The 17,363-nt window shown below is 58.1% G+C and carries 18 protein-coding genes; 1 reads left to right on the top strand and 17 read right to left on the bottom strand.

The window, feature by feature from the left end; translation table 11 throughout:
• Positions 1 to 34 precede the first annotated feature (34 nt).
• The 12 genes from NL64_RS09810 to NL64_RS30570 form a co-directional block, all read right to left on the bottom strand.
• Entirely contained in the window at positions 35 to 583 is a 549-nt protein-coding gene (locus NL64_RS09810; RefSeq protein ID WP_027921719.1) for an adenine phosphoribosyltransferase, read from the bottom strand.
• Between the two features lie 79 nt (positions 584 to 662).
• Entirely contained in the window at positions 663 to 1,397 is a 735-nt protein-coding gene (gene fnr / locus NL64_RS09805; protein WP_034147927.1) for a fumarate/nitrate reduction transcriptional regulator Fnr, read from the bottom strand.
• A gap of 91 nt (positions 1,398 to 1,488) precedes the next feature.
• A complete protein-coding gene (gene hemN, locus NL64_RS09800; protein WP_034148015.1) occupies positions 1,489 to 2,871 on the bottom strand; it encodes an oxygen-independent coproporphyrinogen III oxidase in 1,383 nt (460 codons plus the stop codon).
• Between the two features lie 215 nt (positions 2,872 to 3,086).
• Positions 3,087 to 3,770 (bottom strand): sulfite exporter TauE/SafE family protein, encoded by a 684-nt coding sequence (locus tag NL64_RS09795; RefSeq protein ID WP_034147926.1) that lies wholly within the window; start codon positions 3,768 to 3,770, stop codon positions 3,087 to 3,089.
• Complete coding sequence (gene ccoS, locus NL64_RS09790; protein WP_034147925.1) at positions 3,763 to 3,981, bottom strand: cbb3-type cytochrome oxidase assembly protein CcoS; 219 nt, start codon at positions 3,979 to 3,981, stop codon at positions 3,763 to 3,765. Before ccoS ends, NL64_RS09795 begins: the two co-directional genes overlap by 8 nt.
• A gap of 22 nt (positions 3,982 to 4,003) precedes the next feature.
• Positions 4,004 to 6,454, bottom strand: coding sequence for a heavy metal translocating P-type ATPase (locus tag NL64_RS09785; protein ID WP_034147924.1), 2,451 nt, complete (start codon positions 6,452 to 6,454; stop codon positions 4,004 to 4,006).
• Positions 6,455 to 6,628: 174 nt separating this feature from the next.
• Positions 6,629 to 7,168, bottom strand: a complete 540-nt coding sequence (locus NL64_RS09780) for a FixH family protein (RefSeq protein ID WP_034147923.1) — start codon at positions 7,166 to 7,168, stop codon at positions 6,629 to 6,631.
• Between the two features lie 11 nt (positions 7,169 to 7,179).
• On the bottom strand, positions 7,180 to 8,595 hold the full coding sequence (gene ccoG / locus NL64_RS09775; protein ID WP_034147922.1) for a cytochrome c oxidase accessory protein CcoG: 1,416 nt from the start codon (positions 8,593 to 8,595) through the stop codon (positions 7,180 to 7,182).
• A gap of 205 nt (positions 8,596 to 8,800) precedes the next feature.
• Entirely contained in the window at positions 8,801 to 9,211 is a 411-nt protein-coding gene (locus NL64_RS09770) for a type II toxin-antitoxin system VapC family toxin (protein WP_034147921.1), read from the bottom strand.
• Positions 9,211 to 9,465, bottom strand: a complete 255-nt coding sequence (locus NL64_RS09765) for a type II toxin-antitoxin system Phd/YefM family antitoxin (protein ID WP_034148014.1) — start codon at positions 9,463 to 9,465, stop codon at positions 9,211 to 9,213. Before NL64_RS09765 ends, NL64_RS09770 begins: the two co-directional genes overlap by 1 nt.
• Before the next feature lie 188 nt (positions 9,466 to 9,653).
• Positions 9,654 to 10,187, bottom strand: a complete 534-nt coding sequence (locus NL64_RS30575; protein ID WP_253277079.1) for a metallophosphoesterase family protein — start codon at positions 10,185 to 10,187, stop codon at positions 9,654 to 9,656.
• Positions 10,100 to 10,648 carry a hypothetical protein gene (locus NL64_RS30570; protein ID WP_253277078.1) on the bottom strand — a complete coding sequence of 183 codons (549 nt, stop codon included), beginning with the start codon at positions 10,646 to 10,648 and terminating at the stop codon, positions 10,100 to 10,102. The genes NL64_RS30575 and NL64_RS30570 overlap by 88 nt, the downstream gene beginning before the upstream one ends.
• Positions 10,649 to 10,848: 200 nt before the next feature.
• On the opposite strand from NL64_RS30570, the gene NL64_RS09755 reads away from it, so the two are divergent.
• The gene (locus tag NL64_RS09755; RefSeq protein WP_034148013.1) at positions 10,849 to 11,856 is read left to right on the top strand and encodes a metallophosphoesterase family protein; all 1,008 of its coding nucleotides are present in this window, start codon (positions 10,849 to 10,851) and stop codon (positions 11,854 to 11,856) included.
• A 95-nt stretch (positions 11,857 to 11,951) separates the two neighbouring features.
• Here the strand turns inward: NL64_RS09755 and NL64_RS09750 are convergent, their stop codons facing one another.
• The 5 genes from NL64_RS09750 to ccoN form a co-directional block, all read right to left on the bottom strand.
• Positions 11,952 to 13,622, bottom strand: coding sequence for an inositol phosphate phosphatase SopB (locus NL64_RS09750; protein ID WP_155292743.1), 1,671 nt, complete (start codon positions 13,620 to 13,622; stop codon positions 11,952 to 11,954).
• A gap of 191 nt (positions 13,623 to 13,813) precedes the next feature.
• The gene (gene ccoP / locus NL64_RS09745) at positions 13,814 to 14,797 is read right to left on the bottom strand and encodes a cytochrome-c oxidase, cbb3-type subunit III (RefSeq protein ID WP_034147920.1); all 984 of its coding nucleotides are present in this window, start codon (positions 14,795 to 14,797) and stop codon (positions 13,814 to 13,816) included.
• On the bottom strand, positions 14,794 to 14,979 hold the full coding sequence (locus tag NL64_RS09740; protein ID WP_003175465.1) for a CcoQ/FixQ family Cbb3-type cytochrome c oxidase assembly chaperone: 186 nt from the start codon (positions 14,977 to 14,979) through the stop codon (positions 14,794 to 14,796). The genes ccoP and NL64_RS09740 overlap by 4 nt, the downstream gene beginning before the upstream one ends.
• A gap of 5 nt (positions 14,980 to 14,984) precedes the next feature.
• Complete coding sequence (ccoO, locus tag NL64_RS09735) at positions 14,985 to 15,593, bottom strand: cytochrome-c oxidase, cbb3-type subunit II (protein ID WP_034147919.1); 609 nt, start codon at positions 15,591 to 15,593, stop codon at positions 14,985 to 14,987.
• Entirely contained in the window at positions 15,593 to 17,035 is a 1,443-nt protein-coding gene (gene ccoN, locus NL64_RS09730) for a cytochrome-c oxidase, cbb3-type subunit I (protein ID WP_034147918.1), read from the bottom strand. Before ccoN ends, ccoO begins: the two co-directional genes overlap by 1 nt.
• Positions 17,036 to 17,363 lie beyond the last annotated feature (328 nt).

The following is a 17,363-nucleotide window of genomic DNA, read 5'->3' as shown; positions in this document are numbered from 1 at the left end:
GGATTGCCAGCGATGGCGTCAGTACAGCCGCCTCTTACTTATCGGTAAGGGCAAACTGCGTCAGGCAAAAAGTCGGAATCCCCATATCTTCCAGACGCTGCGAACCACCCAGCTCCGGCAAATCAATAATCGCCGCCGCTTCATGAACCCGCGCGCCCATGCGCCGAATCAGGTTCGCTGCCGCAATCAGGGTGCCACCTGTAGCGATCAGGTCATCAAACATCACCACCGAGTCGCCTTCGCACAGGCTGTCGGCGTGGACTTCGAGAAAGGCTTCGCCGTATTCAGTCGCGTAGCCCTCGGCCAGGACGTCGGCCGGCAGCTTGCCTTGCTTGCGGAACAACACCAGTGGCTTGTTCAACTGATAGGCGAGCACCGAGCCAATCAGGAAGCCACGGGCATCCATGGCGCCAATGTGGGTGAAATCAGCCTCGACGTACCGATGGGCAAAGCTGTCCATCACCAGGCGCAGGGCCGTGGGCGACTGGAAGAGCGGGGTAATGTCGCGAAAAATCACGCCCGGTTTCGGGAAGTCGATCACGGGGCGAATGAGGGATTTGATGTCGAAGGAATCGAAGACCATCGTCGAGGTGTCCTGGCAGGCTGCAAACGACACAGTATAACGGCGGCTGAACCGTTTCGCTCAGCCGCGCTTGTCTGAATCAGACTTCTAGCGAGCCACCGGCCAGGGCACAGAGCTGAATCGGGTCGAGGATACGGATTTCCTTGCCCTCGGCGGCGATCAGTTCGTTCTGTTGGAAGCGCGTGAACACTCGCGATACGGTTTCCACCGCCAGGCCCAGGTAGTTGCCGATTTCGTTGCGCGACATGCTCAGGCGAAACTGATTGGCCGAGAAGCCTCGGGCGCGGAAGCGTGCGGACAGGTTGACCAGGAAGGTGGCAATGCGCTCGTCGGCGGTTTTTTTCGACAGCAGCAACATCATCTGTTGATCGTCACGAATCTCGCGGCTCATCACCCGCATCAATTGACGGCGCAACTGCGGTAATTGCAGGGCCAGTTCGTCGAGGCGTTCGAAAGGAATTTCGCAGACCGACGTGGTTTCCAGCGCTTGCGCCGACACTGGATGTTTTTCAGTGTCCATGCCCGACAGGCCGACCAGTTCACTCGGCAGGTGGAAACCGGTCAATTGCTCTTCGCCAGCATCGCTCAGGTTGAATGTTTTCAGGGCGCCGGAGCGTACTGCGTAAACGGAATCGAACGTGTCGCCCTGGCGGAACAGGAATTCGCCTTTTTTCAGCGGGCGTCCACGTTTGACGATGTCGTCCAGCGCATCCATGTCTTCCAGGTTCAGCGAAAGTGGCAAACACAGCGGGGCCAGGCTGCAATCCTTGCAATGGGCCTGAGTATGAGCGCGCAATTTTACTGGCTCGGACATTTCTTCAATCCTTGTGGGAAAACACACATAAGACGTAAGGGTAACCCACCAGAGGACATTGAGGCCAGCGCACGGCGGATTTGCCGCAAGTCTAGATCACTCGGGAGAACCGTTGGCGACTGTGTTGCTCCAGGTACGCATCAAACACCATGCATACCGATCGCACCAACAAGCGTCCCGCTGGCAGCACAGTGATTTTTTCGCCATCCAGTTCGATCAGGCCATCCTTGGCCATGCCCTGCAATTGCGGCCAAAGTTTGCCGAAATAGCCTTGAAAATCGATATTGAACGCGTTTTCGATCAGGGCGAATTCCAGGCTGAAATTGCAGATCAGCTGCTGAATCACCGCACGCCGCAGACGATCATCCGCGTTGCACAGCAGGCCACGGCTGGTGGCCAATTGCGCAGTGGCCAACGTGTTCTGGTATTGATTGAGGTCGCTGCTGTTCTGGCAGTACAAGTCACCGATCTGACTGATCGCCGACACGCCCAGGCCGATCAAATCGCAATGCCCGTGAGTGGTGTAGCCCTGGAAATTACGTTGCAGGGTCGATTCTTCCTGGGCAATCGCTAGTTCATCGTCCGGCAAGGCGAAATGGTCCATGCCGATGTAGCGGTAACCGGCGGCGGTCAGTTGTTCGATGGTGCGCTGCAGCATTTCCAGTTTTTGCGCCGGTGTCGGCAGTTCGTCGCTGTTGATCCGCCGCTGCGGCATGAAGCGTTCCGGCAGGTGCGCGTAGTTGAACACCGAGAGCCGGTCCGGTTGCAGGCGGATGACTTCATCGACGGTGCGGGCGAAATTCTCCGGGGTCTGTTTCGGTAAGCCGTAGATCAAATCGATGTTGATCGAGCGAAATTGCAGGGTACGCGCGGCGTCGATCACCGCGCGGGTTTCTTCCAGGCTTTGCAGGCGGTTGACCGCGCGCTGCACCGCAGGGTCGAGGTCTTGCAGGCCGATGCTGACCCGATTGAAACCCAGTTCGCGCAGTAGGCCCATGGTCGACCAGTCGGCTTCGCGTGGGTCGATTTCGATGCCGTAGTCGCCAGAATCGTCGTCCAGCAAGTTGAAGTGTTTGCGCAGGTGCGCCATCAACTGACGCAGTTCGTCGTGGCTGAGAAATGTTGGCGTGCCGCCGCCAAAGTGCAGTTGCTCGACTTTCTGCGTCGGGTCGAGATGGCAGGCGATCAACTGGATTTCCTGTTCCAGGCGCTGCAAATAAGGCTGGGCGCGGCCGCGATCCTTGGTGATGACTTTGTTGCAGGCGCAGTAGTAGCAAATGTTCGCGCAGAACGGCACGTGCACATACAGCGACAATGGGCGCAGGGCCTTGCGGCTGTCGCGCAGGGCGTGGAACAGGTCGAAGGTGCCGACCTGGCTGTTGAATTGCACGGCGGTCGGATAGGAGGTGTAGCGCGGTCCCGCCAGGTCATAACGGCGGATCAGATCGGTGTCCCAACGAATGGCGTCGAGCATCATGCGGGCGTTCCCCCGGATAGGCTGGCAGTGTCGGCCAGTCTAGGGGGCGCGCTGTTGGGGCATCTTGATTTGCGTCAAGGGTAAAAGGTGGTCGTGATCGGTTTTTGTGGCGATGGAGCTTGCTCCCGCTGGACTGCGTAGCAGGCCCCGGCTTTTTTGAAGGGCAGGGGGCCGCTTCGCGCCCCAGCGGGAGCAAGCTCCCTCGCCACAGTTCAGTGGCCCATCAACCAATGCTGATGCGGCCCCGGCAAAGTCCAGATTCCAAACAACATCACCAGCAATCCACCCGCCATGCGCACGCTACGCCTACGCAAAACTGCCGTCACCCGCTCAGCCGCAAGACCCGTTGCGAGTAACACCGGCCACGTGCCCAACCCAAACGCCAACATCAACAACGCACTGTCCAGTGCATTGCCCTGACTGGCCGACCACAACAACGTGCTGTAAACCAGACCACACGGCAACCAGCCCCAAAGCCCACCCAACAACAGCGCACGCGGAACACTCGACACGGGCAGCAGTTTGTTGGCGATCGGCTGGATATGCCGCCACAGCCCGCGACCGAGGCTTTCGATGCGCGTCAAACCGCTCCACCAACCGGCCAGGTACAGGCCCATGGCGATCAGCAGCAATCCGGCGAGGACTCGCATGAACATCGCCGCCGGGCTGTTGGCGACCGCCCAGCCCGCCAGGCCGATCAACAGTCCAGCGGTGGCATAGCTGAGAATTCGCCCGAGGTTGTAGGCCAGCAAAAGGCGAAAGCGCCGGCTACGTTGTTCCTTGGGAATCGCCAGGGTCAGCGCGCCCATCAAGCCGCCGCACATGCCCAGGCAATGGCCGCCACCGAGCAGACCGAGAATCACCGCAGACACCAAAAGTGGCGCCAATTCAAACATGGGGCGGCGCCTTGTCGTCGGGTTTGGGCGGATGGCCGCTGGCTTCGTCGACTGCCGCGGTGTGGTTCGGGTCCTGGTCGTCGAACAGGATGCTGTGGGCCGGGCCGTCGAGGTCATCGTACTGACCGCTGTCGACGGCCCAGAAGAAGATGAAGATGGCGATGGCCACGATCAGCAGCGCGGCCGGGATCATCACGTAGAGAGCTGGCATCTGGACTCCATGCCCGCGCGGCTCAGGCCGGCAGCGGGCGGGTTTCTGGCGTGGTGCTGGCGATAGGCGCGCTCGGCAGGCGAGTCAGGCGCAGCGCGTTCAGCACCACGGTCAACGAACTGATGGACATGCCGACCGCGGCCCATACCGGGGTGATCCAGCCGAGAGCGGCGAACGGCAACATGAGGCCATTGTACAGCCCGGCCCATAGCAGGTTCTCGACGATTACGCGGCGCGTGCGCCGGGCCAGGCTGAAGGCTTGCACCAGGGCGTCGAGGCGATTGGACAGCAGCACCGCATCGGCGCTGGTTTTCGCCAGGTCGGTGGCCGAACCCATGGCCACGCTGATGTCGGCGGCGGCCAGCACCGGCACATCGTTGACCCCGTCACCGAGCATCAACACCTTGCGACCTTCCTTGTGCAGCTGTTGCAGCACTTGCAACTTGTCGTCCGGGCGTAAACCGCCAAGGGCTTCGTCAATGCCGAGTTCGGCCGCAACACTGGCAACCATCGGCGAGCTGTCGCCGGACAGTAACAACGTGCGCCAGCCGCGCGCCTTGCAGGCCGCCAGCAGGGCAGGGGCGTCGGCGCGCAGGCGGTCGTCGAGAACGAACCACGCCAGTGGCCCTTGGCGATCGCCGAGCAGCAGCCATTGCCCGGCTTCATCCGGCATTGATGGCATGGCGGCGCCACTGAGTTCGCAGACAAAACCCGGTTGCCCGATGCGCAAGCGCTGTTCGCCAACCAACCCTTCGAGGCCAAGCCCCGGCGTGCTGTGCACTTCTTCAGCGGCCAATGGTGCGCGACCAAAGGCGCGGGCGATCGGGTGTTCGGAACGATTTTCCAGGGCGGCGGCGAGGCTCAGGCATTGATCGCTGTTCAGGGCGCCGAGGGGGCGGATCGAGCGCAGAGCGAGGCGGCCTTCGGTGAGCGTGCCGGTCTTGTCGAAAATCACCGTGTCGATCTGGTTCAGGCCTTCCAGCACATGGCCGCGAGTCAGCAGCAGGCCGAGTTTGTGCAGGGTGCCGGTGGCGGCGGTAAGGGCGGTCGGTGTGGCCAGGGACAAAGCGCACGGACAGGTCGCGACGAGCATTGCCAGCACAATCCAGAAGGCTCGCGACGAATCCAGTTCCCACCAGAGCAGACCGATGGCGGCGGCGGCGACCAGCGACAGCAGCAGGAACCATTGCGCGGCGCAGTCGGCGATTTCTGCCAGTCGTGGTTTTTCGGCCTGGGCGCGATCCAGCAAACGGACGATGGCTGAAAGCCGGGTGTCCTGACCGAGGGCCATGACCTCGACGGTCAGCGCGCCTTCAACGTTCAGGGTGCCGGCGGTGACGGGGTCGCCCGGGGTACGTGGTTGCGGCAGATACTCGCCGGTCAGCAGCGACTCGTCGATGCTCGATTGGCCGTCGAGGATTTTTCCGTCCGCCGGGAGGATGGCGCCCGGATGCACGAGCACTTGATCGCCGACGTGCAATTCGCTGAGCAGGATTCGTTCGCTCTGACCATCAGCACTCAGGCGCAGGCACGAAGCGGGTAACAGATTGACCAGTTGTGCGGTGGCGGCGGCGGTGCGTTCGCGGGCGCGGCGCTCCAGATAACGCCCGGCCAGCAGGAACAGCGCGAACATGCCAACGGCGTCGAAATACAGCTCACCGACCCCGGTGATCGAGGTCCAGATCCCGGCAATGTAGGCACTGCCAATGGCCAGCGACACCGAGACGTCCATGGTCAGGTGGCGGGTGCGCAGGTCGCGCATGGCGCCCTTGAAGAACGGCGCGCAGCTGTAGAACACGATCGGCGTGGTGAGGAACAGCGCGACCCAGCGCAGGATCGTGTGCAGTTCGGGGCTGAGGTCGATGTTGAATTCCGGCCAGGTGGCCATGGTCGCCATCATTGCCTGGAACCACAGCAACCCGGCCACGCCGAGCTGGCGTAGGGCCAGGCGGTTTTCGCTGGCCAGTTGTTCGCTGGCGCGGTCGGTTTGATAGGGGTGGGCGGCATAGCCGATGTGGCGCAGTTCGCTGAGGACGCGGCTCAGCGGCAGTTGCGCATCGGCCCAACGCACGTGCAGGCGATGATTGGACAGGTTCAGCCGTGCTTCGGCCACTGCCGGCAAGGCACGCAGGTGTTTCTCGATCAGCCAGCCGCACGCGGCGCAACTGATGCCCTCCATCAACAGTGTGGTTTCGGCGAGTTCGCCGTCGTGGCGGACGAAGGGTTGTTGCACGTCGGCGCGGTCGTACAGCGCCATTTCATCGACCAACTGCACCGGCAACGCTTCGGGGTTGGCTGACGCTTCGCTGCGATGCTGGTAGTAACTTTCCAAACCGCCGGCGACTATCGCCTCGGCCACGGCCTGGCAACCCGGGCAGCAGAACTCGCGGGTGGCCCCGAGGACGGCAGCGGTGAAGCGGCTGCCGGCCGGGACGGGCAGGGCGCAGTGGTAGCAGGAGAGTGGAGTGGTCATGTGTGTTGCCATGAAAACCATTGTGGCGAGGGAGCTTGCTCCCGCTCGACTGCGCAGCAGTCGCAAGTCGGCGAACTCGCTGAGACTGAAAGGACCGGTTTGCAGGTTTTGGGCGCGCTTCGCGCCCCAGCGGGAGCAAGCTCCCTCGCCACATTTGATCGCATTCGCAGGTTATTACTTCTTCAGATCTTCCGCGCCCTGCAGCGGTTCATCGCCGAGCAGCAGGTCTTTGTCATGGCTGACCATTTCTTCTTCGAACATGCGCCAGATATGCTCGTCCTGAGTCCCGAGCAATTCGATAAAGCGCCGACCTTCGATTTTGTCGCTCAACTGGCCGATGTAGCGCCCCTGTTCGGTTTCGCTACGGGCGAGAGTGATTTTGCGATCCTTCTCCGGCTGGGTCGGCGAGATCAGGTTCAGTTCCAGGGTTTGCGGTTGGCTGTTGCCGCTCAGGCGCAGGTCGACTTCGCCGGTCATGTCGTCCAGATGGACACTGGCGCGCATCAACAGGGTTTGCGCCAGCAGTTCACGGTCGAGGGAGCGGTTAATGCCTTTGCCTGCCTCGTAGTAATTGTCGTTGACCAGGTTGTCCGGGTTTTTCACCGCGATGGTCACCATGGACAAGGTCAAAGTCACCGAGCAGGCCAGGATCCCGATGATGATCCACGGCCATAGGTGCTTGTACCAGGGACTTGCGGCGTTTGCTGCGGGCATGTTCACTTCTCTCAACGATTTTGTGGGCCGATGAACCGGCTCTTGGCTTCAACGTGAATGCTGGCGTCGTCGGCATCCTTGAGGATGAATTTCACCTCGTTGGTGCTCGATGGCAATTGTTCCGGGGCCACGGACAGTTCGACCGGCTGGCTGACGATGTCGCCGGCCGCGACCTTGATTTCCCGTCGGCCTTGCAGCTTGAGGTCCGGCAGGCCGGCGGCTTCCAGCAGGTAAGTGTGGTCGCGCTGGTCCTTGTTCATGATCTTCAGGCTGTAGACGTTTTCGATCCGGCCCTCGGCGTTTTCGCGGTACAGCACGCGGTCCTTACTGACATCGAACCCGACCAGCGAACGCATGAAAAACGCGGCCACCAGCAAACTGATCATCGCCAGCAGCACCACGGCATAGCCGATCAGGCGTGGTCGCAGTTTATTGGTTTTCTGCCCGGACAGGTTGTGCTCGGTGGTGTAGCTGATCAGGCCGCGCGGGTACTCCATCTTGTCCATGATGGCGTCGCAGGCATCGATGCAGGCGGCGCAACCGATGCATTCGATTTGCAGGCCGTCGCGGATGTCGATACCGGTCGGGCAAACCTGGACGCACATGGTGCAGTCGATGCAATCGCCCAGGCCCTCGGCCTTGTAGTCGATGCCTTTTTTACGCGGGCCTCGGCTTTCGCCGCGGCGTGGGTCGTAGGAAACGATCAGCGTGTCCTTGTCGAACATCACGCTCTGGAAGCGCGCATACGGACACATGTAAATGCACACTTGCTCGCGCAGCCAACCGGCGTTGCCGTAGGTGGCGAAGGTGAAGAAGCCGACCCAGAAATACGACCAGCCATCTGCTTCACCGGTGAAGAAGTCGATAGTGAGTTCGCGAATTGGCGAGAAGTAGCCGACAAAGGTCATGCCGGTCACGAAACCGATCAACAGCCACATCAGGTGCTTGCTGAATTTACGCAGGAACTTGTTGGCGCTCATCGGCGCCTTGTCGAGCTTGATGCGCTGGTTGCGGTCGCCTTCGGTGACCTTTTCGCACCACATGAAGATCCAGGTCCACACACTCTGCGGGCAGGTGTAACCGCACCACACCCGACCGGCGTACACGGTAATGAAGAACAGGCCGAAGGCGCTGATGATCAGGATGCCCGAGAGCAGAATGAAATCCTGCGGCCAGAAGGTCGCACCGAAAATAAAGAACTTACGCTCCGGCAGGTTCCACCAGACGGCCTGATGGCCTGCCCAGTTCAACCACACCGTGCCGAAATACAACAGAAACAAAAAGGCGCCACCCATCATCCGTAGATTGCGGAAGATTCCGGTGAAGGCGCGGGTGTAGATCTTTTCTCGTGAGGCGTAGAGGTCGACGCTGTTGTTCGCGTTCTTGCTGGGTGGAGTGACGTCGTGTACCGGAATCTGGTTGCTCATCATTGCATCCCACGGCAGTGGAAAAATGCCTCGGTCAGTACGTGCCGACCGCGGTCAAAAAGGGGCGTAGCAGTGGCGCAATGATACGCCTGTCGCTCTAGCCCAAGGGTGCGACCTTTGGTCACGTTGGGAGAAATTAACCGATGGTGTAATGACTTGTATCAATTGACTTGTGAATTATGGACGCTTTTCTGAGGGGTGACGCTCAATCGGCCCATGGATTAATCAGCGGCACGCCACTGGATTGAAAATCGTCGACGTTACGGGTGACCACCGTCAAACCATGAACCAGCGCTGTCGCTGCAATCAACGCATCGGCTTCGTTTGCGCGATCTGGAACGTGCAAGCCGGCACAGCGAAGGGCCACGGCAGCATCGATCGGCAGGATACGGGCATCGAACGCCGGAAGGACATGACGCTTGAGCCAGGTGCGCAACACTTTGCCCTGAACGGGGTCGCGGCGCTCCATGCGTAGCACCCCTGTCTCCAGTTCCTTCAAGGTAATGGCTGAAATGAACATGCGTGGAGCGATGATGCTTTTGGCCCAGGCGACGACGTTTGCGTCAGCCTGGGGTTTGCGGAGTTCGGAAATCACGTTGGTGTCGAGTAGGTACATCAAGACAAATCCACAGGGCGATGAGTGATCACGGCACGCTCGGTTTCGAACTCGATATCTGCCGCTTCTGGCATGACCAGTAGTTCGACGATGTCGGCGTTGGTGCCCGTGAGTTTTTGGTACTCCTCAATGCTTAGCAGCACATGGGCCGGTTTACCTCGGTCGGTGATAAAAACCGGCCCCTGACGCGTGGCTTTTTTGGCACCACTTGTGTCCTGGTTGAATTCACGGCTGGAAATGGTGGTGATGGCCATCATGTGTGACCCTCCTGAATACACGTATGTAGCAACGTTACTACCTGATTTTAAATCTCGCAACCTCGTAACCGGAACATTCGACCATCGGTCGCTGCGGACTGACCCGGCTTGGGAAACATTCGTTGGCGAAGCTGATATCTGAAATCGACGACGCCCGCGATTATCCCGCTGGCGTCGTTGGAGGCCTATTTGACCGGGATCGTGTGTGAAGCAACAGGATTGCGCCAATCGTTACCGTCAATGACATTGACGGTCAGCTGCTTTCTATCGGCAGAAAAGCTGGCGTACAACCAGCTCTGCAATGCTGCCGAACCGCTCATGAATAATGGAGTGTCGCCATAGATGTAGTTGCTGGAAGGGTACATTCCGCTTTGTTTATGCGCATTGGCGGAAAAGACGGCGGTCACACCGTAGTCTTCAATCATCGTTTTGAAACGCATGATTTCACTTTCGTTGACCGACCATTTGAACGGCTGATGCAGGTTCAGCAAGATAATTTTCCCCTGGGTACGCGCTTGTTTCAGGTCGCGTTCCAGCCAGTCCAGAGATGAGGTGATCTCGTACGCAGTGGTACTGAAAACGGATTGGGTGGAAAAGTTGGCCTCATACGTCGGTTCATTATTCAGCTGGATCAGGTGGACATCGCCAAAATCCCTGGAGTACGCCAGGCTTCCGTACCAGGTTTTCGTGAAGCCTGACGCCCTGGCAGCGAGGTCCATGTTCGGCACTTTTCCCCAGTATCGAGGTCATCGACGCTTCCCGCCGCGCAATCGGAGCAGGTCGCGACGTTGAAGTCGTAGTCATGATTGCCCAGGCCATAGTCATAGACATTGCCGAGTTTGTTTTGCAGGACGGCCTTGATGTAAGAGCGTTCGCTGTCTCGGCCGAAGGCGGTCAGGTTGCCATTGATCATGACGGGAACCGCAGCGGCTCCACCCGACTGCGTCCTGAAATCAGCAATGCTGGAGTACTGCGCATCGATCAACCACCGTGAACGTGTTTCTGTGTCGGCGGCGGACTCATCTTCGCGACTATCGGATTTTTCACTTGAGGGGAATTTCGGGTCTGAGGCAAATACAAGGTGAGTGGGTGATGGTTCAACCGCGACGGCATACATGGCGGGTAGACTGCCGGCGAATATCATGCCGACACACAGTTTGAGATGACTTAATAGTTTCATGGGAATCCATTCCATTGGTTTTCTTCAATGTGGTGTTGTGAAAAGCTTCTGCGTTGTGAAGTTATATTTTTTGGTCTTTGTGTGCAAATGCTTGTTTTATAATTTTAATTAAATGTGTGTCGTGGTTTTTTGTTGATTGTGTGTTTTCTTGGGGTGATGTATTTGTTTGGCTGTAAATTACTGAAAGGAAATGGATGTCGATGAAGTTATTTAAAGTAAGTAAGCATTTTGCCGTTATCTTATTGTTTTTGTTTTTCAATCCGCTCTATGCTGCAGCTTCTGCAGAAACGCCGCGCCATCTAGTGTTCGTCTCAGACCCCCAATACCCTTGGAGTGATCTTACGGACGCCGGTCTGCCTGATCCGGGCGACAAGCGCGCTGAAGAGCTAGTTGAGGCCCAGTACTCGGATATTGCCAGTTTCAGAAAACTCAACGGTGGTGCATTGCAAGTACCAGTGATGATTAACGGCGATATAACCGCTTTTGGTCATGGCTCTGAACGCTCTTATATGAAGTCGGTCTTTGAGGAGAAGCTGGAAGGGGTTTATGACTACGGATTGGGTAATCATGATTACGAAAATAATATAGATGATTGCAAGTTTCCGGAAAACAGTTGTGCGGCCGGCAGCATCATGGAGTTGAAGGAACGGTACTGGGGGAAAGTCGATATGGATCTGTTCGCGCGCATCGAGGGTGGGGTGAAGATCTTTTATGGCAGTCTTGCTTACTCTAAAACGGTGGGCGATGTTCATCTCATTCAATTGAATAATGAACCGACTTACTCGGTAAATTTTTCTTCAGGTTTCCCGTTGAACAGGATCGCATTCGAAATTGCCGACGCGCTGGACTGGCTGGAACGCGATCTGCGGCGTGCGCATAGCCAGGGCAAAATCATCATTTTGAACATGCACAAGCCCGAGCGATGGAAGGGTAGTGACGAGCAGATAGCCCGCTTCAGGGCAATGATCGAGCGATACAAGGTCAGTGCGATATTTGCCGGTCATTTTCACACGGAGCCGGGTCTTTACCAGGGTTGGAACCGCCGCGACTACTTCGGTGACGTGCCGGTGTTTCTCAGTGGCGGTGCTTCCAATCAGACTTACCTGATTGCTGACATTGCTCTGGATCGCAAGACGCTGAAGGTGCACCAGGTTAATGGCAATAATTGGCCGAATCGTCGGGAAATCGCCAGCCTCGCTGTTCGATGACCTTTTTTCAATGTGTAAAAAGGCCCTGTCAGGTGACAGAGCCTTTTTCGTTGTCATCCGCATGCCGCTAAGCACAGGATTCTGCTCCCAGGAATTCAGACCAGTCGAGAAAGGCCTTTCACCTGTTTCCAGACCTCGTCATCGCCTATGCGTGATCGGTACGACAGACCAAAGACTGGCACGTCTATCATCACTTTGTTACCCGGCGCCCCGGTATTGTAAGTTTGCACCTCGAAGTTACCGCCATAGAGCAGTGCTTGCTGCAGCAGTCGCTGGTGGTCATCTGTCAGCGGACTGCCGGGAGCAAGCTCGCTGTTTTGATGCAAAGCTACCGCCTCGCGTTTCAACTCAACATCCAGCATGCCGGTTCTATCCTTGCCGCTCTTGCAGTTCCAGCAAGGCACTGCGCCAATTTCGAACGCCAGCATCGCTACACGCTGCGCTGCTTTGTAAGGTTCGCCACCATCACGGTTATATGTCTTGGCAGCCCAGATATCCTTCAACTGGCGGCTCAGCAACTCCACTCGATTGGCGTTCATGGGACTCGGATCGCGTTGCAAATACTCTCCCACCCAGCCCCCCGGCGCGGCAGAACGCCTCAGATCACACCCAAGTAGTTTTCGAAATGCAGTGACGTTGTAACCATCAGATTGTGTGCTGCCGACGGGAAACTTAAGCGCAAATTCATTGACTCCAAAATTAAATGCCGCGACCTCCAGGTTGACGCGGACATCGCATTGCTTGTCATCACCCGTAATCAGGGGCAAGACCAACGGCCGCGTCTGACAAAGCTCCCGCCACGCCCTTATTTGATCGTTCAGCATTTCACCTTCCCCACATAGCCCGCCGGTCAACAGCGATGTTGATACCAGCTGCAGCGGGATCACATCCCCCGCTAGCGCCAACTGTAGTAAGTCGGGACGCGCAAACAGCGATGCAGTCACCACCTCGAGCGCCCGCGACTGCGCGCCTAAGCGCCGCTGCTCACTTCTTTCCTCCAGCCCAAAGGGCGATAGAGTGCCGTGACGGACGCCCTTGAAAAGTGTTTGTTCCTGACCGTCGTGCCCCTGCGCCCGGATTTCCGACGTCCACAAATTGGTGGCGTGTGTAATCTCGCGGGTGGATTTCGAAGTAACGCCACAGCCACGGTAGGAAACCGGAAAAATATCCTTGTCACCCAGCTTCATCTGCGCCGCAGGCGTCATCGTGCAGGCATAGTGTTGGGTATTGTGTTGGAAACCGGTTTCCACCTTGTTCCATGCTTTGCCGTTTAGCACCGCTTGCCTGGCGCTGATAAACGCCGTCTTTGCCTCCCGCATCACCGTTTTGGAAGTTATGCCCGGCCGCTGCAAGTGGCTTGCGATGAACGCAATCATGTCCTTGTCCAGACGCTCGGTCGCCTTCAGTTCAGCCTTGGTTGCCGCTCTGTTGTCTTTGAAGGAAGAGGCTTCCAGCTGGTCAGAAATATGTTTGAGTACCGTTGTGTCTTTGCCCTGTTGGCTGAGTGCGAGCGCTGCCGCTTCCACACTGTATTTTTGAAGTACGAACAAGGTTTGAATAGAAAGCGGGGACGTCGAAGAAGGCTTTGCCAACCTGGACTGCAACGTCATTTCATCGCCAGGTAAACTCTTGACGTTGATCGGAGCCTTAGCCAGCGTCAGTGGCACATTACCGCAATGCTTGATTGCGGTTGCAACGCGGCCACAAGATACTTCCCCAGGGCGCGGGGTGGTCACGTGATGCGTTGTCGTAATCGAGAAGGGCATCCTTGCTTCTTGTTTGAATATGAGTGAATGACGAGCAGGGTATGAGCTTTTTATCTGGACAGCTTGTAGAAACCTATCATTGCAACTGATCCCGGCGGCAATGAGGTCGTAACAATCGATGTCCCGTAGGGCTAAACAAAAACGGCCCCGTCGAATGACGGAGCCGTTTTTTATTGCATAAAGCGTTTGCCTTACTGGGCGTCTGCCGTCGGAGCTTTCTCGCCGTGAGACAAGCTGTAGACGTAGGCGGCCAGCAGGTGAACCTTGTCGTTACCCTGCATGGCTTCTTGCGCAGGCATCTGCCCCTGACGGCCGTAACGGATGGTCTGCTGCAGTTGCGCGAAGCTTGAACCGTAGATGAACGCGGCCGGGTGAGTCAGGTTAGGGGCGCCCATCGCTGGTGTGCCTTTACCATCCGGGCCGTGGCAAGCCACGCAGTTGGCGGCGAACAGTTTTTGCCCGGCAACCGGGTCAGCCTTGGTGCCTTCCGGCAGCTTGCGGCCATCGAGGTTGGTCAGGACGAATGCAGCAACGTCCGCCACGCCTTGCTCGCCGATCACTTCAGCCCACGCCGGCATGACCGCGTGACGGCCGCCCATGATGGTGGTCTTGATGGTTTCCGCTTCGCCGCCCCAGCGCCAGTCGGCGTCGGTCAGGTTAGGGAAGCCATAAGCGCCTTTGGCGTCGGAACCGTGGCAAACCGAGCAGTTGGAGGCGAACAGGCGGCCGCCCATCTTCAGGGCTTGCGGGTCCTTGGCGACTTCTTCGATCGGCATGGAAGCAAACTTGGCGAAGATCGGGCCGAACTTGGCGTCCGAACGGGCCATTTCCTTTTCCCACTCGTGAACGCCGGTCCAGCCGGTCTGGCCGTTGGCGAACGCGGTCTGCTTTTCGTTATCCAGGTAGTTGTAACCTGGCAGCAGGCCTTTCCAGTTGCCCAGGCCCGGGTACAGCACCAGGTAACCCAGGGCGAAAATGATGGTGCCCACGAACAGCATGAACCACCATTTCGGCAGCGGGTTGTCGTACTCCTCGATCCCGTCGAAGGAGTGCCCTACAGTCTCTTCGGTGGCTTCGCTGCGCTGGCCCTTGCGGGTCGACAGCAACAGCCAGGTCAGGGAAAAGATCGTACCGAGACTGAGGACTGTGACGTACAGACTCCAGAATGTAGTCATTCTTTGTTACTCCTAGAAGCTTGCTCGACGTGCTTGATGGCTTCGGGATCATCCGCGAAAGGCAGCAAGGTTGCGTCTTCAAACTCCGACTTGCGCTTGGGGCTGAATACCCACAACGCCAAACCGATGAAGGCCACCATCACGACAACAGTGCCCAGGCCACGAATCATCCCGATATCCATCTAGATCACCGTTTGCTTTTGATGATGGTGCCCAGGCCTTGCAGATAGGCCACCAGCGCGTCCATTTCGGTTTTGCCCTTCACAGCATCCTTGGCGCCGGCGATGTCTTCGTCGGTGTAAGGGACGCCGAGCGTGCGCAAGACTTCCATTTTCTTGGCGGTGTCTTTGCCGTCGAGCTTGTTTTCCACGAGGAACGGGTAGGCCGGCATTTTCGACTCGGGCACTACGTTGCGCGGGTTGTACAAGTGCGCACGCTGCCAGTCATCGGAGTAACGACCGCCGACACGGGCCAGGTCCGGACCGGTACGCTTGGAACCCCACAGGAACGGGTGATCCCAGACGCTTTCACCGGCGACCGAGTAGTGGCCGTAGCGTTCGGTTTCAGCACGGAACGGGCGGATCATCTGCGAGTGGCAGCTGACGCATCCGTTGGCGATGTAGATATCGCGGCCTTCCAGTTCAAGGGCGGAGCGAGGCTTCATGCCTTCGACCGGCTTGTTGGTAACGTCCTGGAAAAACAGCGGAACGATCTGGGTCAGGCCGCCGACGCTGACGGCGATAACCATGAAGAAGGCCAGCAGGCCAATGTTCTTCTCGACTGCTTCATGCTTCATCAGTGAGCTCCAACTACAGCGATCTGTTCGGCGGCTTTGGCTTCTACCGGGTTCGAGGCGCGTACGGTACGGAATACGTTGTAGGCCATGAACAGCATGCCGGCGGCGAAGAATGCACCGCCCAGGGCGCGAACGATAAAGCCCGGGTGGCTGGCTTGCAGCGCTTCGACGAACGAGTAGGTGAGGGTGCCGTCATCGTTGATGGCACGCCACATCAGACCCTGGGTGATGCCGTTGACCCACATCGAAGCGATGTACAGAACGGTACCGATGGTCGCGAGCCAGAAGTGCGCGTTGATCAGGCCGATGCTGTGCATCTGCGCACGACCGAACAGTTTCGGGATCATGTGGTAGATCGCGCCGATCGAGATCATCGCCACCCAGCCAAGCGCGCCGGCGTGTACGTGGCCGATGGTCCAGTCGGTGTAGTGAGACAGCGAGTTCACGGTCTTGATGGCCATCATCGGGCCTTCGAAGGTGGACATGCCGTAGAACGCCAGGGACACGACCAGGAAACGCAGGATCGGGTCGGTGCGCAGCTTATGCCAGGCGCCCGACAGGGTCATCATGCCGTTGATCATGCCGCCCCAGCTCGGAGCCAGCAGGATGATCGACATCGCCATGCCCAGGGACTGGGCCCAGTCCGGCAGTGCGGTGTAGTGCAAGTGGTGCGGACCGGCCCAGATGTACAGGGTGATCAGCGCCCAGAAGTGCACGATCGACAGGCGATAGGAGTAGATCGGACGCTCGGCCTGTTTCGGCACGAAGTAGTACATCATGCCCAGGAAGCCGGTGGTCAGGAAGAAACCTACGGCGTTGTGGCCGTACCACCACTGGATCATCGCGTCCGTCGCGCCCGAGTAGGCCGAGTAGGACTTGAATAAGTTCACCGGCAGGGAAGCGTGGTTGACGATGTGCAGCATCGCGGTCACGACGATGAAGGCACCGTAGAACCAGTTGCCCACATAGATGTGCTTGGTTTTGCGCTTGACGATGGTGCCGAAGAACACCAGACCGTAGGTGACCCAGACAATGGCCAGCAGAATAGCGATCGGCCATTCGAGCTCAGCGTATTCCTTGGTGGTGGTGTAACCCAGCGGCAAGGTAACGATGGCGCCGACGATCACCGCTTGCCAACCCCAGAAGGTGAAGGCCGCAAGGCTGTCGGAAATCAGTCGCGTTTGGCAGGTTCGCTGCACGACGTAATAAGAAGTGGCAAACAGTGCACATCCACCGAAGGCGAAAATCACCAGGTTGGTGTGCAACGGGCGCAAGCGTCCAAAGCTCGTCCAGGGCAGACCGAAATTCAATTCCGGCCAGACCAGTTGCGAGGCGATGAAGACACCGAGCCCCATGCCAAGGATCCCCCAGACCACCGTCATGATGGCGAACTGGCGGACTACCTTATAGTTATAAGCAGTCGGACTGATTGCTGTGCTCATTCTAAGGTTCCACGGTTTGGGTGTTTTATTAGGATTAAAAATCGGCCGCAAGTATGTAGAAAGCGGGGGGTCATTGCAACGCGCCATGACCTGGGTCAATGCTTTCAAATGCTGATTCTGCGGCCTTTCCATGCGCCGCGTAAGGGTAAAATTACCCATGGACAAATCGTCCCGGCGGAGAGATCAAGCGAGGGGGTCAGGTCGGGTGTAACAGGGTGTGTTCAAACGCAACGAATGAGTGACCGAAGGCAATTGGCGCGACAGCCGGTATCTACCAGCCTTTGCGGCTTGTCATCGGGCAGATTCGTCGAACACATCGTTCAGGGTC

The organism is Pseudomonas fluorescens, from assembly GCF_000802965.1.
GTDB classification, from domain to species: domain Bacteria; phylum Pseudomonadota; class Gammaproteobacteria; order Pseudomonadales; family Pseudomonadaceae; genus Aquipseudomonas; species Aquipseudomonas fluorescens_A.
The sequence above is the reverse complement of the archived record's forward strand: the minus strand, read 5'-3'. Positions and strand labels throughout refer to the sequence as shown.